General features: G+C 69.1%; 26 protein-coding genes and 1 tRNA gene. 10 read left to right on the forward strand and 17 right to left on the reverse strand.

Going from position 1 to position 23,094, the window contains the following annotated elements:
- Positions 1-4 precede the first annotated feature (4 nt).
- From K1T34_RS21535 to K1T34_RS21560, 6 genes are all read right to left on the reverse strand, one after another.
- Positions 5-652 (reverse strand): PIG-L deacetylase family protein, encoded by a 648-nt coding sequence (locus K1T34_RS21535; RefSeq protein ID WP_220246017.1) that lies wholly within the window; start codon positions 650-652, stop codon positions 5-7.
- Entirely contained in the window at positions 649-1,437 is a 789-nt protein-coding gene (locus K1T34_RS21540; RefSeq protein WP_220246018.1) for a glucose-1-phosphate cytidylyltransferase, read from the reverse strand. Before K1T34_RS21540 ends, K1T34_RS21535 begins: the two co-directional genes overlap by 4 nt.
- Positions 1,434-2,669, reverse strand: a complete 1,236-nt coding sequence (locus K1T34_RS21545) for a class I SAM-dependent methyltransferase (protein WP_220246019.1) — start codon at positions 2,667-2,669, stop codon at positions 1,434-1,436. The genes K1T34_RS21540 and K1T34_RS21545 overlap by 4 nt, the downstream gene beginning before the upstream one ends.
- A 278-nt stretch (positions 2,670-2,947) precedes the next feature.
- Positions 2,948-3,820: an LLM class F420-dependent oxidoreductase gene (locus tag K1T34_RS21550; RefSeq protein ID WP_220246020.1), complete on the reverse strand. Its 873-nt coding sequence runs from the start codon at positions 3,818-3,820 to the stop codon at positions 2,948-2,950.
- Positions 3,817-4,692, reverse strand: a complete 876-nt coding sequence (locus K1T34_RS21555; RefSeq protein ID WP_220246021.1) for an LLM class F420-dependent oxidoreductase — start codon at positions 4,690-4,692, stop codon at positions 3,817-3,819. Before K1T34_RS21555 ends, K1T34_RS21550 begins: the two co-directional genes overlap by 4 nt.
- A 39-nt stretch (positions 4,693-4,731) precedes the next feature.
- Entirely contained in the window at positions 4,732-5,700 is a 969-nt protein-coding gene (locus K1T34_RS21560; RefSeq protein ID WP_220246022.1) for a YncE family protein, read from the reverse strand.
- Positions 5,701-5,833: 133 nt separating this feature from the next.
- Here K1T34_RS21560 and htpX point away from each other — a divergent pair, with 133 nt between their 5' ends.
- On the forward strand, positions 5,834-6,682 hold the full coding sequence (gene htpX, locus K1T34_RS21565) for a zinc metalloprotease HtpX (RefSeq protein WP_220246023.1): 849 nt from the start codon (positions 5,834-5,836) through the stop codon (positions 6,680-6,682).
- Positions 6,683-6,688: 6 nt separating this feature from the next.
- Here htpX and rfbA read toward each other — a convergent pair whose 3' ends face one another.
- Entirely contained in the window at positions 6,689-7,573 is an 885-nt protein-coding gene (rfbA, locus tag K1T34_RS21570) for a glucose-1-phosphate thymidylyltransferase RfbA (protein WP_220246024.1), read from the reverse strand.
- A gap of 42 nt (positions 7,574-7,615) precedes the next feature.
- Positions 7,616-8,764, reverse strand: a complete 1,149-nt coding sequence (locus K1T34_RS21575; RefSeq protein ID WP_220246025.1) for an exo-alpha-sialidase — start codon at positions 8,762-8,764, stop codon at positions 7,616-7,618.
- A gap of 216 nt (positions 8,765-8,980) precedes the next feature.
- Here K1T34_RS21575 and K1T34_RS21580 point away from each other — a divergent pair, with 216 nt between their 5' ends.
- Positions 8,981-9,667 (forward strand): hypothetical protein, encoded by a 687-nt coding sequence (locus tag K1T34_RS21580; RefSeq protein ID WP_220246026.1) that lies wholly within the window; start codon positions 8,981-8,983, stop codon positions 9,665-9,667.
- Here K1T34_RS21580 and K1T34_RS21585 read toward each other — a convergent pair.
- Positions 9,654-10,667: a methyltransferase gene (locus K1T34_RS21585; protein WP_220246027.1), complete on the reverse strand. Its 1,014-nt coding sequence runs from the start codon at positions 10,665-10,667 to the stop codon at positions 9,654-9,656. The genes K1T34_RS21580 and K1T34_RS21585 overlap by 14 nt on opposite strands.
- A gap of 138 nt (positions 10,668-10,805) precedes the next feature.
- On the opposite strand from K1T34_RS21585, the gene K1T34_RS21590 reads away from it, so the two are divergent.
- Positions 10,806-11,435 carry a helix-turn-helix transcriptional regulator gene (locus K1T34_RS21590; protein WP_220246028.1) on the forward strand — a complete coding sequence of 210 codons (630 nt, stop codon included), beginning with the start codon at positions 10,806-10,808 and terminating at the stop codon, positions 11,433-11,435.
- Between the two features lie 211 nt (positions 11,436-11,646).
- Here K1T34_RS21590 and K1T34_RS21595 read toward each other — a convergent pair whose 3' ends face one another.
- A complete protein-coding gene (locus tag K1T34_RS21595) occupies positions 11,647-12,138 on the reverse strand; it encodes a YajQ family cyclic di-GMP-binding protein (protein WP_220246029.1) in 492 nt (163 codons plus the stop codon).
- 127 nt (positions 12,139-12,265) lie between these two features.
- Here K1T34_RS21595 and K1T34_RS21600 point away from each other — a divergent pair.
- Together K1T34_RS21600 and K1T34_RS21605 are read left to right on the forward strand one after the other, a co-directional pair.
- Positions 12,266-12,347: transfer RNA gene (locus K1T34_RS21600), tRNA-Tyr, on the forward strand.
- Positions 12,348-12,755: 408 nt separating this feature from the next.
- Positions 12,756-13,199 (forward strand): hypothetical protein, encoded by a 444-nt coding sequence (locus tag K1T34_RS21605; protein ID WP_220246030.1) that lies wholly within the window; start codon positions 12,756-12,758, stop codon positions 13,197-13,199.
- Between the two features lie 439 nt (positions 13,200-13,638).
- On the opposite strand, the gene K1T34_RS21610 is transcribed toward K1T34_RS21605, so the two are convergent.
- Complete coding sequence (locus K1T34_RS21610) at positions 13,639-14,064, reverse strand: TIGR03667 family PPOX class F420-dependent oxidoreductase (protein ID WP_220246031.1); 426 nt, start codon at positions 14,062-14,064, stop codon at positions 13,639-13,641.
- A gap of 114 nt (positions 14,065-14,178) precedes the next feature.
- On the opposite strand from K1T34_RS21610, the gene K1T34_RS21615 reads away from it, so the two are divergent.
- The 4 genes from K1T34_RS21615 (at position 14,179) to K1T34_RS21630 (ending at position 15,850) form a co-directional block, all read left to right on the forward strand.
- Entirely contained in the window at positions 14,179-14,559 is a 381-nt protein-coding gene (locus tag K1T34_RS21615) for a hypothetical protein (RefSeq protein WP_220246032.1), read from the forward strand.
- Positions 14,560-14,588: 29 nt separating this feature from the next.
- On the forward strand, positions 14,589-15,260 hold the full coding sequence (locus K1T34_RS21620) for a hypothetical protein (protein WP_220246033.1): 672 nt from the start codon (positions 14,589-14,591) through the stop codon (positions 15,258-15,260).
- Entirely contained in the window at positions 15,260-15,490 is a 231-nt protein-coding gene (locus K1T34_RS21625; protein WP_220246034.1) for a hypothetical protein, read from the forward strand. The genes K1T34_RS21620 and K1T34_RS21625 overlap by 1 nt, the downstream gene beginning before the upstream one ends.
- 75 nt (positions 15,491-15,565) lie before the next feature.
- Positions 15,566-15,850, forward strand: coding sequence for an MSMEG_0570 family nitrogen starvation response protein (locus K1T34_RS21630; RefSeq protein ID WP_220246035.1), 285 nt, complete (start codon positions 15,566-15,568; stop codon positions 15,848-15,850).
- Between the two features lie 51 nt (positions 15,851-15,901).
- On the opposite strand, the gene lon is transcribed toward K1T34_RS21630, so the two are convergent.
- From lon to K1T34_RS21655, 5 genes are all read right to left on the reverse strand, one after another.
- Positions 15,902-18,304, reverse strand: coding sequence for an endopeptidase La (gene lon, locus K1T34_RS21635; protein ID WP_220246036.1), 2,403 nt, complete (start codon positions 18,302-18,304; stop codon positions 15,902-15,904).
- 121 nt (positions 18,305-18,425) lie between these two features.
- Positions 18,426-19,262 (reverse strand): SAM-dependent methyltransferase, encoded by an 837-nt coding sequence (locus tag K1T34_RS21640; protein WP_255638632.1) that lies wholly within the window; start codon positions 19,260-19,262, stop codon positions 18,426-18,428.
- Positions 19,259-20,107 carry an SAM-dependent methyltransferase gene (locus tag K1T34_RS21645; RefSeq protein WP_220246038.1) on the reverse strand — a complete coding sequence of 283 codons (849 nt, stop codon included), beginning with the start codon at positions 20,105-20,107 and terminating at the stop codon, positions 19,259-19,261. The genes K1T34_RS21640 and K1T34_RS21645 overlap by 4 nt, the downstream gene beginning before the upstream one ends.
- A gap of 32 nt (positions 20,108-20,139) precedes the next feature.
- Positions 20,140-20,658, reverse strand: coding sequence for an MFS transporter (locus tag K1T34_RS21650; RefSeq protein WP_220246039.1), 519 nt, complete (start codon positions 20,656-20,658; stop codon positions 20,140-20,142).
- 11 nt (positions 20,659-20,669) lie between these two features.
- Positions 20,670-21,563 (reverse strand): MFS transporter, encoded by an 894-nt coding sequence (locus K1T34_RS21655; protein ID WP_220246040.1) that lies wholly within the window; start codon positions 21,561-21,563, stop codon positions 20,670-20,672.
- On the opposite strand from K1T34_RS21655, the gene K1T34_RS21660 reads away from it, so the two are divergent.
- The gene (locus tag K1T34_RS21660; protein ID WP_220246041.1) at positions 21,556-22,116 is read left to right on the forward strand and encodes a TetR/AcrR family transcriptional regulator; all 561 of its coding nucleotides are present in this window, start codon (positions 21,556-21,558) and stop codon (positions 22,114-22,116) included. The two genes, K1T34_RS21655 and K1T34_RS21660, sit on opposite strands and share 8 nt — an antisense overlap.
- Here K1T34_RS21660 and K1T34_RS21665 read toward each other — a convergent pair.
- Positions 22,113-23,051: a GNAT family N-acetyltransferase gene (locus tag K1T34_RS21665; RefSeq protein ID WP_220246042.1), complete on the reverse strand. Its 939-nt coding sequence runs from the start codon at positions 23,049-23,051 to the stop codon at positions 22,113-22,115. The two genes, K1T34_RS21660 and K1T34_RS21665, sit on opposite strands and share 4 nt — an antisense overlap.
- Positions 23,052-23,094: the final 43 nt, after the last annotated feature.

A 23,094-nucleotide genomic window follows, 5' to 3' on the forward strand; every position in this document is an offset into this window, starting at 1 on the left:
TCAGTCAGCCCCTCAGGTCGAGAACGAGTTTGTTCAGTTCGAACGCTTCCGCGTACCGCTGCTGGCACTCGATGCCGCGGATGCGCGCGAGGCCAAGGAAGGCCTCGCGGTCGTACCAGGGGCGGTGCCGCTGGGAGGCGTAGTGCTCCTGCAGCAGCCGCACCTTCTGCTCGGCCAGCTCGTCCGCGAGCGGGACGTAGGCCGGGGGGCGGCCGAGGTCGCCGTCCCACTTCACGATCTCGTAGCCCAGCGCCAGGTACCCGCGGTAGACCGTGGGAACCAGCTGCGCGAGGCCGCGGTGGTCCTGGTGCGCGTCGGCCGTGCGCGGTGCGAAGACCACGTCCGGGTCGGTGCGCTGCTTGAGCTCCTCCAGCGCGTTCTTGGCCTCGTCCCAGTGTGCCGGGAGGCGGCCGTCGGGGAGCTTCAGCACCGTGACGTCGAGGTCCGCGCCCGGGCAGAACGCGGCGAGCGCGGCCCGTTCCTCGGCCTCGCGTTCGGTGCCGCCGCCCGACAGCACCAGCGCGTCGACGCGGAGACCGGGCCGCTGCTCGCAGATCGTGAGCAGCGTCCCGCCGGCGCCGATGGCGATGTCGTCGCAGTGCGCACCCAGCACCACGACGCTGTCGAGCTTTTCCGTGCCGAGCCTGATCACGCGTGCACCCGGTCCCGTTCCCACAGCGCCCACGGCCGGTCGCCGCGGGTGTAGCCCTCGTCGAGCGCGAAGCGTTCCTTCACGGTGTCAGTCGGCTTCCAGAATCCGCGGTACGGGTAGGCCAGCAGCCGGCCGCGCTTGGCGAGCTCGCCGCAGCCGTCGGCGACGAGGTCGCCGTTTTCGGGGATGTGGTCGAAGATCTCCTGGCGCAGCACGAAGTACCCGCCGTTCTCCCACAGCGGCATGTCGCTGACCGGGGTGATCGCGCCGATGAGCCCACCCTCGTCCATCTCCACGCAGTGGAACGAAGACTGCGGCGGCACGACCATCATCGACGCGCCGGCGTCGGTCTGCTCGAAGCGCTCGACCATCTTGTCCAGCGGCGCGTCGGTGAGCACGTCGGCGTAGTTGGCGAGGAACATCTCGTCGCCGTCGAGGTACTCGCGCACGCGGCGCAGGCGCTCGCCGATCGGCGACTCGATGCCGGTCTGCACGAAGGAGATGGTCCAGTCGGAGATGTCGGTGCTCAGGAGTTCGGGTTTTCCGCCGCGGAGCACGAAGTCGTTGGACGTCGTCTCCTTGTAGTTGAGGAAGAACTCCTTGATGTGGTGGGCGCCGTAGCCCAGGCACAGCACGAACTCGGTGTGGCCGAAGTGCGCGTAGTAGCGCATCACGTGCCAGATCAGCGGTCTCGGGCCGACCATGGCCATCGGCTTGGGCACGTCGGAGGCGTCTCCGTTGCGCATTCGCATGCCGTAGCCGCCGCAGAACAGGACTACCTTCACTGCTTCACCTCGACGATCTCGAGACGGGGGATCGGGAACACGAGCCGCCCGCCCCAGTCGTCTACATAGGACAGTTGTTCGGTGAGTTCCTTCCTGAGGTTCCAGGGAAGGACGAGGACGTAGTCGGGCTTGTCGGCCGCGATCCGCTCGGGTTCGAGGATCGGCACGCGCGTGCCCGGGGTGTACCGGCCGTGCTTGTACGGGTTGCGGTCGACGGTGTAGGCGAGCACATCGGGGCGGATGCCGCAGTGGTTCAGCAGCGTGTTGCCCTTGCCGGGTGCGCCGTAGCCCACCACGGTCTTGCCCTCCTTGGCCGCCTTGACCAGGAACTCCAGCAGGTCGAGGCGCACGCGCGTGACGCGCTCGGCGAACTCGGTGTAGCCCGACAGCTCGTGCAGGCCCGCGGCCTTCTCGCGCTCCAGCACGTCGACCATCCGCGCGCTCGGCTCGCCGGCGACCTCCATCGGTCGCGCCCACAGGCGGATCGAGCCACCGTGCGTCGGCAGCAGCTCGACGTCCACAACGGACAGTCCGCCGACCGCGAGCGCCCGGCGCGCGGATTCCACGGTGTAGTACTGGAAGTGCTCGTGGTAGATCGTGTCGTACTGGTTCTCGCTGATCAGCGTGAGCAGGTGCTGCACCTCGATGCTGACCCAGCCGTCGTCGGCCACCAGGGCGCGCAGGCCGTGGGTGAAGCCGATGATGTCGGGGATGTGCGCGTACACGTTGTTCGCCGCGACGAGGTCCGCCGGCCCGTGTTCCTCACGCACGTCGCGCCCCGTCTCGGGACTGAGGAACGCCGTCTTCGTCGGCACGCCCTTGTCGCGCGCCGCCTGCCCGACGTTCACCGACGGCTCGATGCCCAGGCACCGGATGCCCCGCTCGACGACGTGCTGCAGCAGGTAACCGTCGTTGCTCGCCACCTCGACCACGAACGAGCCGGACCCCAGCCCGAGCCGCTCGGCCGATTCGGTGACGTACTGCTTGGCGTGCTCGACCCACGAGGTCGAGTACGACGAGAAGTACGCGTAATCGGTGAACGTGTCCTCGGGAGTGATCAGCGGGGGGATCTGCGCCAGCCAGCACTCCGTGCAGACCTGCAGGTGCAGCGGGTAGGTGTTCTCGGGCTCGACCAGCTGTTCCGCGGTCAGGAACCGCTCACACGGCGGGGTCGCTCCGAGATCGACGACACTCACCAGAGCTGTCGAACCGCAGAGTCGGCATGTGGTCATCAACGGGCTCCTCGGCTCGCGGCTTGCGTGCTAGACACGTCGATGACCAGCGGGGGGTCGTTACAGCGAGCGTGTGAGCGGTGGACCACCGTTTTCCGAATGAGATGTGCTCGGCCCGGTTCGCAGCGCTTTTCCCGGCTTGTTCGCCTGGTGGGAGCAGGGGATTGGCGTGGTCTTTACCTTGCCCGGCGGCGTGTGCGGAGAGTAAACGCCGCGCCGGGGTGCGTGGGTTTTTCCCGCACCCCGGCGAGGGATTGTGACTGTGTTGCGGCGGTGGTCTAGAGCTTCTCCACCGCTGGGGTTACGTCGGTGCCGAACTTCTCGATCACCCGCGGATCGGGCACACCCGGGATCCACCCCATGGCGGCCTGGACGCCGAGCTCGGCGAGCTGCCCCAGCTCGTCGAGGAGCTGCCCGGTCTTCTCACCGTTCTCGCCGATGTCGAGCCACAGCGCGACGGTTTTAGTGATCTCGTCGTAGTCGCGGCCGACGGCGGCGCAGTGCTGCTTGAGCACGTCGAGCTTGTGCGGTAGGTCCGGGCCGGGGAAGAGGTTGCAGACGTCGGCGTACTGCGCGACGAACCGCAGCGTCTTCTTCTCGCCGCTGCCGCCGATGAGGATCGGCGGGTGGGGGCGCTGCAGCGACTGCGGCGAGTTGAGCAGGCGCTCGGCCTCGAAGTGCTTGCCGGAGAACGCGTCGTCGCCTTCGGCCCACATCTGCAGGACGTAGCGCAGGGCGTCTTCCAGCTGTTCGAAGCGCTCCTTGAGCGGCGGGAACGGGAAGCCGAGGCCCTTCGCTTCCTCTTCGTTCCAGCCGGCGCCGATGCCGAGGATCGCGCGGCCGCCGGAGAGCACGTCGAGGGTTGTGACGGCCTTCGCGAGCAGGCCCGGGTGCCGGTAGATCACACCGCTGACCAGCGTGAGCAGCTTGACCCGCGAAGTGTGCGCGGCGAGGAACCCCAACGTCGTGTACGCCTCCAGCATTTCGCGCTCGGGCGGGCCGTAGCGCGAGATCTGGAAGAAGTGGTCCATCACCGACAGGTACTCGAACCCGGCCTCGTCCACGGCTTTGGCCACCGTGGCGAGGTCGGGCCCGAGTGCCGCCGGACCGTTCGGCCAGGTCAGCTGGGGGAGGTGCAATCCCAGTTTCATGCGAGCTTCTCGACCGCCGGGATGACGTCCTTCGCGAACTTCTCGATCACCGACACATCCGGCAACGTCGGGATGCTGCCGATCGCCGCGTGGAAGCCCAGGCCGTGCAGACGCTCCAGCTCGGCCAGGAGCTCGCCCGTCTTCTCGCCGTCGGCGCCGATGTCGAGGGTGTGGTAGACGGTCTTGGTGATCTCGTCGTAGTCGCGGCCCTCGTTCTCGCAGTGCTGCTTGAGCACATCGAGCTTGTGTTCCAGGTCGGGGGTGTTGAAGATGTTGCACGCGTCGCCGTACTTGGCGACGAAGCGCAGCGTCTTCTTTTCGCCGCCGCCGCCGATCATGATCGGGGGGTGGGGGCGCGTGATCGGCTGCGGCGAGTTGAGCAGGCGCTCGGCCTCGAAGTGCTTGCTGGAGAACGCGGCGTCGCCCTCGCCCCACATCTGCAGGATGTACTGCAGGTTCTCCTCGAGCAGCTCGAAGCGCTCCGCGGTGGACGGGAACGGGAAGCCGAGGCCCTTCGACTCCTCCTCGTTCCAGCCGGCGCCGATGCCGAGCACCGCGCGGCCGCCGGAAAGCACGTCGAGGGTCGTGATGGCCTTCGCGAGCAGGCCCGGGTGGCGGTAGATCACGCCGGTGATCACCGTGAGCAGCTTCGCGCGCTCGGTGTGCGCCGCGAGGAAGCCCAGCGCCGTGTACGCCTCGAGCATCTCGTTCTCGCTCGGTCCGACGCCGCGGATCTGGAAGAAGTGGTCCATCACCGCCAGGTACTCGAAGCCGGCCTGGTCGGCCGAGCGCGCGACGGAGGCGAGGTCGGCGCCGAGCTTCGACGGACCTCCTGGCCAGGTGAAGTTGGGGATCTGCAGTCCGAGTTTCATATGACCGAACGTATACCTGGAGTTACACCAGGTGCGGCGTCAGAAATTGCGGATGACGGAAACGGTTCCGTGCAAGGGATCCGTCACGTAAACGGCGCGCGAACGCTGGTCGACGGCCACGTCGCCCGGGTTCACGCCGAGGCTCAGTTCGCCTGTCAGCACGCCGGCTTTGCCGTCCACTCGGGACAGTCCGTTCTGGCCGCCGTTGGTGTAGATCGTGTCGGTGCCTTGGTGCACGGCGATCGCCGAAGCTTCGCTGCGCAGCAACACGGTCTTGCTCTGCTCGCGCGTCACGGCGTCCACAATGGACATGTGGTGGATCGCCGAGTTGGCCACGAACACGGTGCCGCTCGCCTCGTGCACCACCACACCCGTGGGCGACGCGCCGACCCCGGCGCTGCTCGTGAACTTGCCGGCGTCGATGTCGTACACCTCGACCGAGTCGGTAGTGGGGCTCGTGCAGTAGGCGATGCGCCGCCCGGTGTCGAGCGCGATCCCAGCGAGGCTCGGCTTCGGCGCCGCCACGATCCGCTGCGTGGTGAGGCTCAGCGTGTCGAGGATGGCGAGCGTCCCCAAGGTGTCGCTCACCGCGTAGACCTTGTTCGCCGCCGAGTCCACGGCGAGCGACGACGCGCCGGCGCCCGCGCCGACGACGCTCATCGTCTGGTGGCTGAGCGCGTCGAGCGCGATCACGGTGCCGCCCGGCGGGTTGGCCACATACACGCGGTTGGCGGCCGAGTCCACGGCGACGTCGCTGGGCTTGCCGCCGACCGTGATGATCGTGGTCACGCGCCCCGCGGCCGGGTCGATCACGGCGACGGAGCCGGAGTTCGAGTCGGTCACATACACCAGCCCCGTGAGCGGATTCACCGCGACGGCCGTGAGCGCCCCGCCGACGTCGACGACGCTCACCTGCTCCGCAAACGCGGTCCCGGGCAGGCAGACACCCGCTACACCCACGGTGGCCAGGGCGAACAGCCCTCGTCGGCTCAGTTCGGGACCGCGCATCGCCCACCTCCGCCGAGGATGATCACTTTCCCGACCATAACCCGCCGGTGGATCATGCGAAGGAACTTCGGGTCGCCCGATCGCGTTGTTTCCGATGAGTAATCACCCCTGAGAGCGGACGGAGGCGAGCCGCGTGCACAAACACCAGAACGGGCTGAAGACGGCATTGCTGCTCGGTCTGCTGTCGGCGATCATCATCGCGATCAGCAGCCTCTTCGGCCGCGGCGCGCTGATCATCGGCCTGGTGCTGGCCCTCGGGGTCAACGCGTATGCCTACTTCAACTCCGAGAAGCTCGCCCTGCGCGCCATGCGCGCGCGGCCCGTGTCGGAGGTCGAGCAGCCCGCGATGTACCGCATCGTGCGCGAGCTGGCCACCACCGCGCGCCAGCCGATGCCCGCGCTCTACCTCAGCCCGACGGTCGCGCCCAACGCGTTCGCCACCGGCCGCAGCCCGCAACACGCCGCCGTGTGCTGCACCGCGGGCATCCTCGACCTGCTCAACGAGCGCGAGCTACGAGCGGTCCTCGGCCACGAACTGTCGCACGTCTACAACCGGGATATTTTGATCTCCTGCGTCGCCGGCGCGCTCGCCAGCGTCATCAGCGTGCTCGCCAACCTGGCCTTCTTCTTCGGCGGCAACAGCCGCGACGGCAACCCGTTCGTGTCCCTGCTGCTCGTCCTCGTCGGCCCCATCGCGGCGTCGGTGATCAAGCTCGCCGTCAGCCGCTCCCGCGAATACCAGGCGGACGCCTCGGGCTCCGAGCTCACGGGCGACCCGCTCGCCCTGGCCTCGGCCCTGCGCAAACTGGAGGCGGGCACGCGCGCGGCGCCTCTGGCCCCCGAACCGGCCGTCGTCTCGCAGTCCCACCTGATGATCGCCAACCCGTTCCGCCCGGGCGCGGGGCTGTCGAAGCTGTTCTCCACGCACCCGCCGATCGAGGACCGCATCCGCCGCCTGGAAGCGATGGCGCGGGGCTTCTGAGCGGAGCTACGCCCCGGTCGCACCCAACGACTGCGCCACACTCATCACGTAATCCCCATACCCCGATTTCGCCAGCTTCGTCCCCAGCGCATAACACTCGTCCGCGCTGATGAAGCCCATGCGCGCCGCGATCTCCTCGAGACAGGCGATGCGCACCCCGGTGCGGTGTTCCAGCACCTGCACGAACTGCCCGGCCTCCAGCAGCGAGTCGTGCGTGCCCGTGTCGAGCCAGGCGAAGCCGCGGCTGAGCTCGATGAGGGTGGCGCGGCCTTCGCGCAGGTAGGTGAGGTTGACGTCCGTGATCTCCAGCTCGCCGCGGTGCGACGGCTTCAGCGCGCGCGAGATGTCGACGACGCCGTTGTCGTAGAAGTACAGCCCGGTGATCGCGTTGTTCGAGCGCGCCTTCACCGGCTTCTCCTCGATCGACACGAGCTTGCCGGACCCGTCGATCTCGCCGACGCCGTAGCGCTCGGGGTCCTTGACGCGGTATCCGAACAGCACGCAGCCGTCGAGGTCGGTCGACGCGTCCTGCAGGGTGCGCGAGAAACCCTGGCCGTAGAAGATGTTGTCGCCCAGGACGAGGGCCACGGAGTCGTCGCCCACGAAATCGGCGCCGATGACGAAGGCCTCGGCCAGACCGTTGGGGCTGGGCTGCTCGGCGAAGCTGAACGACAGCCCGAACTGGCTGCCGTCACCCAGCAGGCGCCGGAAGTTCGGCAGGTCGGCGGGCGTGGAGATCACCAGGATCTCGCGGATGCCGGCCAGCATGAGCACCGAGATCGGGTAGTAGATCATCGGCTTGTCGTAGACCGGCAGCAGCTGCTTCGACACGGCCTGCGTGATCGGGTGCAGCCGCGTCCCGCTGCCCCCCGCCAGCACGATGCCCTTCATCCGTCTCCTCACTCGTGGCGTTCACCGTCCCGAGTGAGTGTGTCAGCCCATCGGACCTTTGCCGAAGTAGGCCTTGCAGCCGAGGTTGTACTCGGTCGCGACCTCCAGCACGCTCTTCCCGCCGTCGACCGGCAGCAGCGTGGACGAGTAGTTGGGGCAGAAGTTGTTGTAGATGCCGGTGATGAGGATGGGGGCGGGCAGCGGGTACCAGTTGCCGGCGCCGAGGTTGTCGTTGGCGAGCAAGGTCTGGCCGTTGCCGGCGACGGGCGTGCCCTTGGCGTTGGTGTAGATCTGCCCGACCATCACGAGCCGCACGCCGTTGGGGCCGCCGGGGAAGAGCGTGACGGTCTGCGCGTGCTGGAAGTAGTTGCCGCCGGCCGTGTTCACGCGCGTGCCCGGATCGGCCGGATCGCCCCAGTTCGCGCCGTCCGCGGAGATCTTGTAGTACGGGTCGCAGTAGCGGTCGCCGTAGTTGCAGATCTCGTAGCTGAACCAGTACCGGCCGTCGGGCAGGCGCCGGATGATCGGCATGCCCGGGCGGACGCGGTCGGGCGGGATGGCCAGCGTGAGCTGCTTGGTGCCCCAGTGGATCCCGTCGGTGGACGCGACGCGGTTGAGCACCTGCGCGTACTTCGGGGCTTGGGTCTCGTCGGCGTAGTGCAGCCAGAGCGTGCCGCCGGCGTCGACGGTGAACTCGGGTTCCCAGATGCCGTCGTGGTTGTGCGAGATCGCGGCCTCGGACAGGTACGTCCAGCGCTTCCCGCCGGCGGAGCTGGCCCAGACCTTGATGCCGATGCGCCGCTGGGCGCCCGCGTCCTGCCGGTAGCTGGCCGCCCACAGCACGGTGCCCGCGCGCAGCCGGCCGACGCGTTGGGGCAGCTCGTAGAGGGTGCCGCAGCATTCGCCGAGCTTGCCGTCGGGGTCGCGGATCTCGCCGATCTTGTGGAAGCTCGCGCCCTCGTCGGTGCTCTCCATGATGGGCGTGAACTTGCCGCCGCCGTCCTCACTCGTGAGCGACGCGAGGATGTGCCCCTTGCCGAACGGCGAGAACTGCAGCCGGATCAGCCGCGCGTACGAGCCGTACCCCGGCACCAGCTGCTGCTTGTCGACCACGGCCGACGCGGGCGTGAGCCCGGCGGCCAGCACCACCAGTGACGTGAGGAAGGCGATCACGGGTGTCCAACGGCGCATCGGCGAACCTCTCTCGCGGGCGGGCCGCGCGATTACACCACGCAACCGCTTCCGTTCCGGCCCGCTTTGCGGCGCTTCCGCAGGTCAGCGCCAGGACTCCACTCGGTCGAGGGGTTTGACCCGCCCGATCGGGTGTCAGGTGGAGGTAACGGATCGTCAAAGGGTGACGAAAGATCACCTGAGAGCCGCGCGGCGGCTCACGAGGGGGAATGTCTGATGACGCGCGTCCGCGGGCGTGTTGCGGTGCTGCTGCTCGCGGGCCTGGTCACGGCCTCGTGCAGCGTCCAGCCGTCGGGGCGCGGGGTGATCCTCGGGTCGCTGGGTGTCGACGCGCCTTCGTCGACTTCGGTCGCGCCGCCCCCGCCCCCGCGTCGCCTGGAAGCCCCGACGGAAACCCACACCGGCAAGGGCGACGCCACGGTTCAGTTGTCGTGGCCCACCGACGTCCCCGGCTACCTCACCTTCGACTGCCCGCACTGCGACTCCAACATCTTCGTCCACACCGACGGCGACGAGAATTCGCTCATCAACGCCATCGGCGCGTACCACGGCACGGTCTGGTTCAACGTCACCGAAGGCCGCGACCCCTCCCGAAACTTCACGATCAACGCGAACTCCTCGTGGACTGCCACCCTCTCCGACCACCGCACCCTCCCTGCCGTCACGGCGGGCAAGCCCTACGCCGGCAAGGGCGACGCTGTGCTGGTGGTCCCCGCGGGCGTCACCCACGCGACCTTCAAAACCGGCTCGCGCGGCAACTCCGCCGTCTGGGTCCAGGGCGGCGGCACCATGGACCTGGCGGTCAACGAGATCGGCGCCACCACTTCGGACTTCCCCGTGCCGGGCCCGACGCTGGTGGAGGTCCAGGCGTACGAGGGCTCGTGGACGTTCACGGCGTCGTGACGAGTTCCAGCACCGAGTAACCACCGCCGACCGGATACGTCCTCTCCCGCCGCCAGCCCGACGCGGCGAACAGGGCGTCGTACTCGTCCAGGTCGCGTTCCATGCCGTCGGTGACGTTGAGCATGTTCATGTCCACGCGCGTCGCGAAGTCCGGCGTGCCGAGCTCGCCGATCACCATCTCGACGACCAGCAGCCGCCCGCCTTCGGTCACGGCGGCGCGGCAGTTGCGCAGGATCGTGAGGCAGCGTTCGTCGTTCCAGTCGTGGAGGATCATCTTCAGCAGGTACAGGTCCGCGGGCGGTACCTCGACGAAGAAGTCACCCGCGACGGCGGTGAAGCGGCCGGCCAGCCCACGCCGTTCGGCCTCCTTGCGGGCGCCCGGCACGACGTGCGGCAGGTCGAGCACCAGTCCTTCCAGCCGGGGGTCGGCGGCCATCAGGCCGAGCACGAAGTCGCCGTCCGCACCGCCGGCGTCGACGACGGTCGTCACGCCCGTGGTGTCCACCGTGGCCACCGCGCCCTGGGTGACCAAACCGGACAGATCTCCCATCGCACGCGAGAACAGCGCGGCCTCCTCGGCGTTCTCCGGTTGCGCGAAGTAACCGAACAGGTCCGCGCCGAGCACTTCGCGCGCCTTCGACCCGCCCGCGCGAACGGCGTCGGGCAGCCGTTCCCACGACTGCCAGTGCGCGTGCTCGTTCTGCACCAGCACGAGCGACCGCATCGAGCCGGGCACGCCCGTGCGCAGCAGCTCGCCCAACGGCGTCAACGCGAAGCGGCGCTCGCCCTCGTACCCGAGCACCCCGAGCGACGACGCCGCGCGCATCAGCCGGTACGTCGTGCGGGGGTCGCTGCCCTCACGCTCCGCGACCTGCTCGGCCGTGGCGGGACCGTCGGCGAGGTGGTCGGCGATGTTCAGCTCCGCCGTGGCGCGCAGGGTCTGGGCGACCCAGCCGCCGGTGAGCAGGTCGAGCATCTGTGCTGCCGGGTCCGCGGTCATGGCGGGTCCTTCCGTACCGGGCCTGCCGGACTCCCCGGCGGCGCTCCGCCTCACGCTAGGAACGCCCCGGTGCCACGCGATTGGACGCGAACGCCGTCTCCGTTGAACCTCAGCGCCCGCGTTCGTCCGTGGTGGAGGGTGTGGAGACGCCAGTTCGTGGTGCGCCTCAACGATCCCTCGTGGACGTTCGAGGTCGAGCCGCGCACGACCGCGACCGTCCTGCAGCTGCCCGTCGACCAGCTGCGCCCCCACCTGGCCGACCGGCACGTGATCGGTCTCGCCGGCTCGGCGGAGGTCCGCCTTCTGCTCGCCCAGACCCGCGCCGTCGAGGCCACCGTCGACACCTTCACCCCGGTCGGCCTCATCACCGCGCGCGCGTCCTTGGTGGAACTGGCGAAGGGCGTCATCCTCGGCCACGCTGACTGCGCCGACCCCTTGCTGGCCACCGCCTTGGCCCAGGCCGCCCGCGACCTCGCCGACGCCCTGCTCCCGGACGCGGACCTCTCGCCGGCCGTGCTGGCCCGCCACCTGAACGTCTCGGTCCGCACCCTCCAACGCGCCTTCGCCGGCTTCGACGAGTCCGTCACGGCCTACGTCCGGCGCCGCCGCCTGGAACGCGCGCGTTCGGACCTGGCCACGGGCCACGCCACCGTTTCGGAAGTCGCGGCCCGCTGGCAGTTCTCGGACAGCAGCCACCTGATCCGCGCGTTCAAATCCCGCTACGGCCAAACTCCGACGCAGTTCGTCAGGTCAGCTCAGCAGCAGTGACGTCGGTCGACGGTCTGGTCGTCCGGTCAGTGCCGAACCCCACACGACGCCACCGTCCTCGGGCGTCGGCGGAGGGGTGTCCTGGCCGCGGCCGCCGGCCGTCCGCACTGGCGATTCCTCAGCGACAGCCCGGAGTCGCTCGCCGTCAACGCGCTACGTCACCAGAGGGGACGTCGAAGCGGGCACCCTGCGACCGGATGCCCGCGGCGCCTCAGCGGTAGTTCGTGAACTGCAACGCGATCTCGAAATCCTTGCCCTTCAACAGGGCGATCACGTCCTGCAGCTGATCCTTCTTCTTGCCCGACACCCGCAGCTGGTCGCCCTGGATCTGGGCCTGGACGCCCTTCGGGCCTTCGTCGCGGATGAACTTGGCGATCTGCTTCGCCTTGTCCGACGCGATGCCCTGCAGGATCTTGCCGCCGATCTTGTAGATCTTGCCGGACAGCGCGGGCTCGCCGGCTTCGAACGCCTTCAGCGAGATGCTGCGCTTGATCAGCTTCTCCTTGAAGACCTCCACGGCCGCGAGCGCCCGCTCCTCGGTCTCCGACTCGATGGTGAGCGCTTCTTCGCCGGACCAGTCGATGCTCGTGCCCGTGCCCCGGAAGTCGAACCGGGTGCCCAGCTCCTTGCTCGCCTGGTTCAGGGCGTTGTCCACCTCCTGGCGGTCGACCTTGCTCACCACGTCGAAAGAGGGATCCGCCACGTGTCCTCACACCTCGTACTCGCTCGTCAGGGGCCACCAGCCTAGCCCCTGTCACCTGGTGGGGTCCCCGGTTGATCGGCGCGTCGGACCGTTGGGTATCCTTCTACGCGGCCGGTCACCCGGCCATGGCAGGTTACCCAAGCGGCCAAAGGGATCTGACTGTAAATCAGACGGCTCAGCCTTCGGGGGTTCGAATCCCTCACCTGCCACACCAGCCAAATCACCCCCGTGACCAGCGCCAACAGGTCACGGGGGTGATCTTGTGTTGCGCGGCTGTGTGCAGGCGTGTGCGGCCGTTTCCGGTTGCCCGCCCCACATACGCCCCACAGATTTTCGAGCCTCACCTGCCGGTGAGCGCCCTTGCCGCGACTACGCGGAACACCTGCTCGGCTGAGTGACGGGACACCGACATGTACCGAAGACGCACCCTGGGCTTCTCGCTCGCCGCACTCACGTTGGCGATCGGCGCATGCTCGGGACCAACGGCTCCAGCGGGGAACCACCCCGCGCCGGCCACGTTCGCGCCAACGGCAACCACGCCGTCCTCAAGCGCGACAGCAGCCCCCACGCTGTCCTCGGACGGCTACATCATCAGGAAGGTTGGCGACCGCGCGGAGGTGAGGACCCCGGACTCGCCCAACCCGGTTTTCGACTTCTGGATCACGAAGATCCAGGTCGACCCCGAGTGTTACCAGGATCGCGTGGAGGGCGTACACATGCTGCTCCTCGATGTCACCGTCAAGACGTACACGCCCGCCGCACCCGTCGATCTTGAGACCGTCTACGCCCTCCTGAACCCGTGGGCGTTCGAGATCAAGGGCGCGGACGGAGCCACCCAGGTCAGCCAAAAGGGAGAATGCCCGAAGTCCGAGCCGCTGCCGCAGCACTACGCCGCCAACAGCAAGTACACGGGCCAGATCCCGTTGATTTCGCTGGCCGCGTCGGGGACCTTGATCCTTCTTCCGGACGGGCCGAAGGTCTTCGCTCCGACCGACCCCGCTCTGGCCCCGCCGAAGACTCCAGCTCCAGGCACCTCGAACGGGTGGGAGTGGCGTTTCTAGCCGCGGCGCATGTGAGCGTGGGTCATTCGTGGGCCGCGGCGCCTGTTGCTGGTGCGGACGGTCGTGAACGTGCAGGTCAGCCCTCCGTCGGGTCTGGATCGCTGTTGCCTGCAATTCAGCAAAGATTCCGGAGTCGGCAAAGAGGGCGGCGTTCTTTCGCGATAGGGGTAGATGCTGCGATTGTGAAAGAGATCTCGGGGGATCATGCAGTCCCATTAATCGAGCGCAATACGATCACATTGTCCCACTGGCTGAAGGTGGCATGAACGACGTAACCAACCTCCAGCACCGGCCGCCGGCCGACGAGGACTAATCCATGTTGGAGTAGGAGCGCGAAGTCGACCGGTGGGTGGGTGACCAGCCGGAGCGATGGGAGCGTCTCTGTCCTGCCGCCTCACATACACCCACGGCAGAGTCTCGATTCGACAAACGTGCTGTCTTACGAGGTGCTCACCTTCGTCGGCGTCACCACCACCGCGACGGAGAACAACTCGGCGAACCGCTCAGGCGTGTCGAACAGTGCCGCGATGCGTTCGGTGTACTTGGCCAGGTACGCGGGGTTCCGGTCGGCCGGCGGGGCTGTCGCGGGCGTGGCCAGGCCTTCGATCCGCACGACGTTGCGGCCGACGTCGGTGACGTCCAGCACCAGGCTGACTTTCGGGTTGGCGGCGATGTTGCGCAGCTTTCGCGTGTGAGGGCGGCTGTAGAGCAGGACCGTTCCGTCTCCGCGCGTGAGGAACCACACGGGCACAGTGACCGGCTGCCCGTCCGGCCGCACGGTGGTGAGCCACGCCATCAGGTTGTGCTCCAGCCGCGACTCGACCCGTTCGCGGTCGGCGGGTGGCAGGTGCGTCGTGAGTTCCACAGTGGTCCTCCCCAGTCGGTACACCGCCAGGCTAACGGCGAGGTCCGACAATTTCGGGTGATCAAAGGCCCGACCAGGGGATTCACACCCGGGTGTGATGGCAGACTTCCGGGCATGGGCGAGGTCATCGGGTTCCAGCCGTTCCGCAGCAGCTTCCCCGCACCGCCGCCGGGCTGGCACGAGGCTCACGTCGGCGCCCTCGACGAGTTCGATCACCTCATGATCTACGTGTGCCGCGCGGCGGTGCCGTCCGACGTGGACGTCGAGGACCCGACGTACGAGGCCTGGGACGACTGGGACGTCCAGGCCCTCATCGACGCCCTCGGCGGCCAGGCACGGCTCGACGAGCTCCTCCTCGACCCCGCCACCGCGCCCGCCCTGCTCACCCGCCTGCCGGAGACGCTGGAGCGTCATCGTCAGGTCGTGATCGACATCGACATCTACTACGCCCTCACCAAGCTCGCTTCGATGCTCGGCCGCGTGGAGGCGACGTAAGCTCGTCCCCAAACTGGGGGGAAGTGCCGATGAGTTTCGATCTCGCGGTGTGGTTCGCGCCCGCGGCCATGAGCGCAGCCGACGCGAAGCGCAAGTACGAGCAGCTCTTCGAGATCGAGCCCGGCGAGATACGGCACCCGCAGGTGGCGGCGTTCTACCGTGAGTTGACGGCGCGGTACCCCGAACTCGTCGACGCCCTCGAGACCGGCGATCTGGAAAAGGCGCCTTGGTCGGCGGCCCTCAGTCGCTATGAAGACGCCGTCGTCATGCCCATCTCTTGGTCCTTCGCCGGCGTCGTGCTGCGGGTCGTGCTGGACTTGGCCCGTCACCACGGCCTGGGCGTGTACAACCCGCAGACCGACGACGTCCACAACCCGGCCGCCCTCTCCCTGACCGCGTGCGACGGCTCCCACCTCGAAAACCCCGACCCCACCGCCATCCGCGCCGCCCTGCAGCGCCTCTCCGCCGCCAACTGGTACGCCATCCTCGAACGCGGCGACTCCTACGTCCAGGTCGGCCAGGGCAAGTCCGCCGGCGCTGTCGGCAACCTGTACGCCCTCGAACACCGCGACGGCTCCCCGGACCGCCACTACCGCACCGACGTCCTCTCCCTCGAAGACGTCACCACGGCCTTCCTCGCCTTCGCCACCCACGACACCACCTGGCGCGCCCACTTCGAGTGGCGAAAGCTCGACTTCTGATGACCTACGTGCTGGAAGCCGCCCAGGTGTGGGAATCGGGGGCCGTCGTCTTCGGCCCGATCCACGTCTCCGAAGACGAGCTCGTCAACCCGCCCGAGGGTTCTCCGGCTTCCCAAGCCCTCCGCCACCTGGGCGTCGACGCCGGATCCCACCGCGACGAGTTCGCCGCCGTCGGCATCGGCCGGCACCGGTTCACCGAGCAGTGGGTTCGCCGAGGGCTGTTGCCCTGATCACACCCGCGCCTTCGCGCAACATCGGCGAAACGTCAGTGGTGTCCACTCGCGGCAACAGCGAGGAGGCCCCCCATGCCCGAGATGGTGTTCCGAGTGCGCTGGCCGGATTCCTCGGTGCAGCGGTGCTATTCACCGTCCACTGTGGTCGAAGAGCATTTCGCCGCGGGGGAGGAGTACCCGGTCGCCGAGTTCGTCGAGCGCTCGCGGGCGGCGCTGACGCTCGCGTCGGAGCGGGTGCTCGCGCGGTTCGGGTTCCCCTGCTCGCGCGCCGCTGCCCAGCTCGCCGATATCGAGAGGCGCGCCGGTGCCTTCGGAGACGAGAGTGCGCGGGTCGTGGTGGAGGCCTTCGAAAAGTGAAAGGCCCCCGTTCCCGAGGGAACGAGGGCCTTCCGTCTGTCTACAAGCGACTCACGCAGCCTGCGGAATCTCCGACGAAGCAGGCGTCAAAGCCAGCTCCAGCACCTCGCCGACATTCGCCACAGCGTGGACATCCAGCTGCGACAACACCTCGGCGGGCACGTCGTCCAGGTCCGGCTCGTTGCGCTGCGGGATGATCACCGTCTTCATCCCGGCCCGGTGCGCGGCGAGCAGCTTCTGCTTCACCCCACCGATCGGCAGCACACGGCCGGTCAGCGAGACCTCACCGGTCATCGCCACATCCGCGCGAACCACACGCCCGGACAGGAGCGAAGCCAGAGCCGTCGTCATGGTGACGCCGGCCGAGGGGCCGTCCTTCGGCACCGCGCCCGCGGGGACGTGGACGTGGATGCCGCGGTCCTTCAGGTCGCTGACGGGCAGTTCGAGCTCCGCGCCGTGCGAGCGCAGGTACGACAGGGCGATCTGCACCGACTCCTTCATCACGTCACCGAGCTGGCCGGTGAGCTGAAGGCCCGTCGAGCCGCTCTCCGGGTCGGCCAGCGACGCCTCGATGTAGAGCACGTCACCGCCCGCGCCGGTCACGGCCAGGCCCGTCGCGACGCCCGGGATGGACGTGCGCTGGGTCGAGGTGGGCAGGGACGACTCCGGCACGTGGCGCGGGCGGCCCAGGTAGGTTTCCAGGTCCGCGGCGTCCAAGGACACCGGCAGCGAAACGGAGTCCAGAGCCACCTTCGTCGCGATCTTGCGCAGCAGCTTGGCGATCGTCCGGTTCGCGTCGCGCACGCCCGCCTCGCGGGTGTACTCGGCGGCGATCCGGCTGAACGCCGCGTCGGTGATCACCACGTCGCCGGTCGTGAGGCCGGCGCGCTCCAGCTCGCGCGGGAGCAGGTGGTCACGGGCGATCGTCACCTTCTCGTGCTCGGTGTAGCCGTCGAGGGTGACGAGCTCCATGCGGTCGAGCAGCGGGCCGGGGATGGTCTCCAGCGCGTTGGCCGTCGCGAGGAACACGACGTCGGACAGGTCGAGCTCCACCTCGAGGTAGTGGTCGCGGAACGTGTGGTTCTGCTCCGGGTCCAGCACCTCCAGCAGGGCGGCCGTCGGGTCGCCGCGGTAGTCGGCGCCGACCTTGTCGATCTCGTCGAGCAGCACGACCGGGTTCATCGAGCCGGCCTCCTTGATGGCCCGCACGATGCGGCCCGGCAGCGCGCCGACGTAGGTACGACGGTGCCCGCGGATCTCCGCCTCGTCCCGGATGCCACCGAGGGCGACGCGCACGAACTTGCGTCCCATGGCCTTCGCCACGGACTCGCCCAGCGACGTCTTGCCGACACCGGGAGGGCCCGCGAGGGCGAGCACGGCACCCGAACGGCGTCCGCCGACCGGGCCGAGCCCCGACTCCGCGCGACGCTTGCGCACGGCCAAGTACTCGATGATGCGTTCCTTGACGTCGTCGAGGCCCGCGTGGTCCGCGTCGAGCACGGCGCGCGCGGCGGCGATGTCGTAGACGTCTTCGGTGCGCTCGTTCCACGGCAGCTCCAGCACCGTGTCGAGCCAGGTCCGGATCCAGCCGCCCTCGGGCGACTGCTCGGAGGTGCGCTCCAGCTTGTCGACCTCGGCCAGCGCGGCCTTCTTGACGTTGTCGGGCAGGTCGGCGGCCTCCACGCGGGCGCGATAGTCGTCGTCCTTGTCGGAACCGTCGAGCTCACCGAGCTCCTTGCGGATCGCCTCGAGCTGGCGGCGCAGCAGGAATTCCTTCTGCTGCTTGTCCATACCCTCTTGGACGTCCTTGCGGATGGTGTCGGTCACCTCGAGCTCGGCGAGGTACTCCTTGCTCCACTCCATGGCCTTCTCGAGCCGCTTGCTCACGTCAAGTGTGGTCAGCAGTTCGAGCTTCTGCTCCGTGGCCAGGTACGGCGCGTTGCCGGACAGGTCGGCGACCGCGGAGGGCTCCTCGACCTGCTGGACGGCGTCGATCATCTGCCAGCCGCCACGCTGCTGGAGCAGCGAGATGACCACGGCCTTGTACTCCGACGCGAAGTGCGTGGAGCGGTCGTCGGTGAAGTCGGTGGCCTCGTCTGCGTGGACCCAGCGCGCGGCGCCGGGACCGTCCGCAATGCGGCCCACCACGGCGCGGCCGGTGCCGCGCAGCAGAACGGCGGCCTTGCCGCCGGGAACCCGGCCGATGCGCTCGACGGTGGCGACCGTGCCGATCTCGGCGTACTCGCCGTGGATGCGGGGGACGATCAGCACTTCGGCCTTGGTGGCCGCGCCGGAGCGGATGCCGGGGAACGACGCCGTCGCGGGCGTCTTGGCCTGAGCGGACTCCACTGCGCCCCGGGTCTCGGCGTCGGTGAGGTCGAGCGGGACAACCATGCCCGGCAGCACGACGTCGTCATCGAGCGGGAGAACGGGCAGGAGGCGGGGATCTGACATGTGCACTCCTCGATTAGTTGAGTCTGCCTTGCTCAACTATCCGTGGGGCGGGTTTGTTTCCCGAGGAGTGTTCGCTGGCAGCGATCACGCCCCCGCGCTGGTCAGAGCCACGTGGGCCCGGTCACGGCTTCTCCGCGACCCCGCTCCAGGCGAACGGCCGCGTCTCCGCTTCCAGCGCCGACACCGGCCGGTCCGGCCGCCAGTTCGGCAGCGGGGACAGCCCCGGCTCCAGCAGGGGCCAGCCGCCGAACCAGGGCAGAATCTCGGCGTCCGAGCGGAGGTAGGCGGGGTTGGACGTGTCGCGGTAGGCGTCGATGAACGTCTTCACCTCGGCCGCGCGCTCCGGCGGTGCGTCGTCGCGGCACGTGCCGTGCGTCACGGCCAGCCACGAGCCGGGGGCGAGCTTCGCGCGGTAGGTCGCCATGAGCCCGCCGGGGTCGTCGTCGGGGCCGATGAAGTGCAGCACGGTGATCATCAGCAGGCACACCGGTTCGGACCAGTCGACGAGCCGCCGCGTGGTCTCGTCGGCGAAGAGGGCGTCCGGGTCGCGGATGTCGCGCTGCACGAGGCCGGCCCAGTCACCCGCGTGCTCGCGTTCGAGGATCACGCGCGAGTGCGCGGCGGCCACCGGCTCGTAGTCCACGTACACCACGGTCGCGCGCTCGTCCTCCGTTAGCCGCTCGCGCACGATCTCGTGGACGTTCCCCGCCGTCGGCACGCCCGAGCCGAGGTCCACGAACTGCCGGATCCCGGCGTCGAGCGCCGCCCGCACCACGCGGTTCATGAACGCCCGGTTCTGCCGCGAGATGGGCCGGATCAGCGGCCACACCTTCTCCACGCGCCGGCCGAACTCGCGGTCGACGGCCCAGTTCTGCGAACCACCGAGGTACCAGTCGTAGACGCGCGCGGCCGACGGCTTCTCGACGTCCACCCCGGCCGGCGCGTCCGGCGGGGTCACGGCTTCTCCGCGACCCCGCACCACGCGAACGGTCTGGCCTCGGCCTCCACCGCGTTCAGCTCACGCTCCGGCCGCCAGTCCGGCAGGTGCACGATCCCGGGCTCCAGCAACGGCCAGCCACCGAAGAACGGCACGATGTCGTCGCGGTCGCGCATCCAGACGGGGTTGCTGGTCTTGCGGTACTGCTCCACGAACCAGCGCAGGCCTTCGAGCGCCGGGCCGTCGCCGTCGCCCTCACTCATCTGCGAGATGGACAGCCAGCTGCCCGGCGCGAGCGCGTCGCGGTAGGCCTTGACGAGGCCCTCGGGGTCGTCGTCCGGGCCGACGAAGTGCAGCACCGCCATCATCAGCAGGCACACGGGCTTGCCGAAGTCGATGAACTCGCGCGTGGTCGGTGAATGCAGCACAGCCTTGGGGTCGCGCATGTCGGCCTGCAGGATGCCGGCCCAGTCGGTGGCCGCTTCTTCCTCGAGGATCAGCGTCGCGTGGGCCACGGCCACCGGCTCGTAGTCCACGTACAACACGGTCGCGCGGTCGTCGTCGTCCAGCTCGGCCTCGATGACCTCGTGGACGTTGCCGGCCGTCGGCACCCCCGAGCCGAGGTCGATGAACTGCCGGATCCCCGCCTTGAGCGCGGCGCGCACCGCACGGTTCATGAACTCGCGGTTCTGCTTCGCGCCCGGCCGCACCAGCGGCCACTGCTGCTCCACGCGCCGGCCGAACTCGCGGTCGACGGCCCAGTTCTGAGTGCCGCCGAGGTACCAGTCGTAGATCCGCGCCGCCGAAGGCTTCTCGGTGTCCACGCCCTCGGGCGCCTTCGGCGCGGCCGCCGGCTGCTCGCTCACGTCGGAACTCCCCTCGTCGCGGAACGCCAAGCCTAGCGAGCAGCGACAACGATCTTCCGACGGCCGAGCAGCAACGCGGGTCCGACGGCGACGATCGCCGGCGCGGCGCTCACCACGAACGCCACGTGGAACGCACCCGCGGCCGCGATCGCCGCGAGCACCGCCGTGCCCGCCGACCCGCCGAGCTGCTGCACCAGCCGCACCACCGCCGCCCCCGACGGCACGTCCTCCCGGGGCAACCGCGTGAACGCGGCCGACGTGACCGCGATGTTCGCCGCGCTCAACGCCCCGCCCCGCACCACGAGCGCGACGCCGAGCACCACGAAACTCGTCGACGGCCCGGCCACCACGAAGGGCACGGTCGCCGCCGCACACCCAGCGATCCCGACGACGGCGATCACGCGCGCCCCCACGCGGTCGATCACACCGCCCACCCACCGCGTCAGCAGCGATCCCACCCCTTGTAACGCGAGGATCATCCCGGCCGCGAACGCACCAAGCCCGCGCTCCTGCTCGAAGTACAGCGGGATCAGGAAAAGCGCGCCGTACAACGACAATCCGGTCAGAAACAACACCGCGGCCGAAGCGCGAACGCCCGGTTGGCGAACAGCCGCACCGGAATCAACGCACGCTCACCCCGGCGCAGGCTCCAACCCACGAACCCGCCGAGCAGCACGACCCCCACACTCAACGGCACCACGAACCCGCTCCCCGACGCCGCATCGTTGAGAGCGAACAACAACGCGACCACCGCCGGCGCCAGCAAACCCAGCCCCGGCAGATCCAGCCGGCTCCGGCGGTCGGCGGAGTCCATCGGAACGAACCGCCGCGCCAGCACGATCGCCGTCAGGCACAGCGGAACGTTGATCGCGAACAGCCAGCGCCAGCTCCCGCCGGCGACGATCACGCCGCCGACGAGCGGCCCGGCGATGGGCGCGATCACGCTCACCAGCATCACGATCGTCAGCAATCGCGCCGTCTTCGCCGGCCCCGCCGCCCGAACCAGGATCGTCTGCAGCACCGGCAGCAGCACGCCGGCGCCCACACCTTGCAGCACGCGGAACGCGACCAGGCTGCCCAGGTTCCACGACAACCCCGACAGCGCGGAGCCGGCGAGGAACACCGCCAGCCCGGCCAGCCACAACCGCGCCGCGCCGAACCGGCTCGTCGCCCACGAAGTCACGGGGATCGCTACCCCCAGCGCCAGCAGGTACCCGGTCGAAACCCACTGGATCGCCGCCGTGCCCACTCCGAAATCGGCGGCGACGGTGGGCAGCGCGACGTTCACGATTGTCGTGTCAACCAGTGGTGCGACTCCGCCGAGCACGATCACCAGCGCCAGCCGCACGAGCGGCCACCCGAGCGGTTCGAGCTTCTCCTCCACGATCGCCCCCATTAGATACACGTGTATCTTATCGAGATTAAGATACACGTGTATCTTCGCGAGGGTGAGCACTGCACAACGGAGAAGGGGCGCGGTCCTCGAAGAAGCCCTTGTCGAAGCCGCCTGGACCGAGCTCAACCGCACCGGCTACGACGGCTTCACCATCGACGCCGTCGCCAAAGCCGCCGGCACCAGCCGCGCCGTGTTGTACCGGCGGTGGCCCAACCGGGCGGCGCTCGTGCACGCCGCGGTGCGTGCGCACGTCGGCTCGATCGCCGACGTCGTGCCGGACACGGGGGAGCTCCGCCAGGACGTCCTGGCCACCCTGCAGGCCATCGCCGACCGCATCGTGCTGGTCGGGATCGACGTGATGACCGGGTTGCTCAGCGAGCTGGCCGAGCTACCGGAGGCCCTCGCGACGACCGTGCCCGACGTCTTCGAGCGCATCGTCCGGCGCGCGGCCGAACGCGGGGAGATCGGGACGGGCCACATCCCCGACACGGTCCTGCAGATGCCCGCGGTCCTCGTGCGCTACGAGATGATCACCAAGCGCACGGTGCCCGACGTCGAAATCCTGGTGGACGAGCTCTTCCTGCCACTCGTCCGCCACCACGCCACGAACTAGCGCACCGCAGGCCTCCGCTGCCACCCCGTCCACAACGGCCGGTACCCCTGCGCGTACCAAAACGGCGTCGACCGCGGGTTCGGCACCGCCGTGTGCAGCAGCACGACATCCGCCCCGGCCTCGTCGAACACCTGGTGCGCGTGCGCCGCCAGCGCCGTACCCACACCAGCCGACCGCGCGGCCTCCGCGACTGCCAGCGAAGACAGGTACCCGATCCGCGAAGCGGCCACGCGGTGCTGGATCCACGCCGTCTCGTCGGGCATCTGGAGCACGACCATGCCGAGCGCCTTGCCGTACAGCTCCGCGATCCACACCTGGGATTCCGGCCGTTCGAGCTGGCGCAGCAGCCCCTTGCCCACGAGTTCCTCGATGCCCGGGCGCACGGTCACCTTGCCGAACTGAGCGTCGTACCGCTGCAGCTCCAGCATCAGGCGCATGGCTGTGTCGAGGTCGTCCGGCGTGGCGTGGCGGATGCAGACGCCGGGGGTCGTGGTGGGGCCCGAGGCGGCCATGCGCTGGGCCGGGCGGACGGCGATCACGCCGACGGGGGCGAAGCCGTGGCGCAGCATTTCGGTCACGCCGGCGGTGTCACGGCTGGGCCGGGAGACCACGGCCGCGCACTCGGGATCCCCCGGGCGGGCGATGGTCGACAGGTGTTCATCCCATCGAGTGAGCAACGCGTCGAGGCCGGCGGCGGGGTCCGGGCCGGCGAGCTGGACCTCGAGCCGGTGCTCGGTCAGGGCCCGCCAGATGGACTGGGAGCTGTCGGGGCCGAGCTCGGTGCTGGTGGCCAGACCGGCGGCCCTCGTGTCTCCGACCTGCGCCGACAGGAGGGTGGCGTCGTCGTGGACTTCGAAGGGGAGGGGCGCGGGGAGCAGTGCGTCCACCGTGGCGATCCGCGCCGCGTGCCCGGTGGCTGTCACGTCGTTGTGCATGTACTTCATTGTCGCCCCGCGGGACTCGGCAGAACCCCTGAAC

Source organism: Amycolatopsis sp. DSM 110486 (assembly GCF_019468465.1).
GTDB lineage: Bacteria > Actinomycetota > Actinomycetes > Mycobacteriales > Pseudonocardiaceae > Amycolatopsis.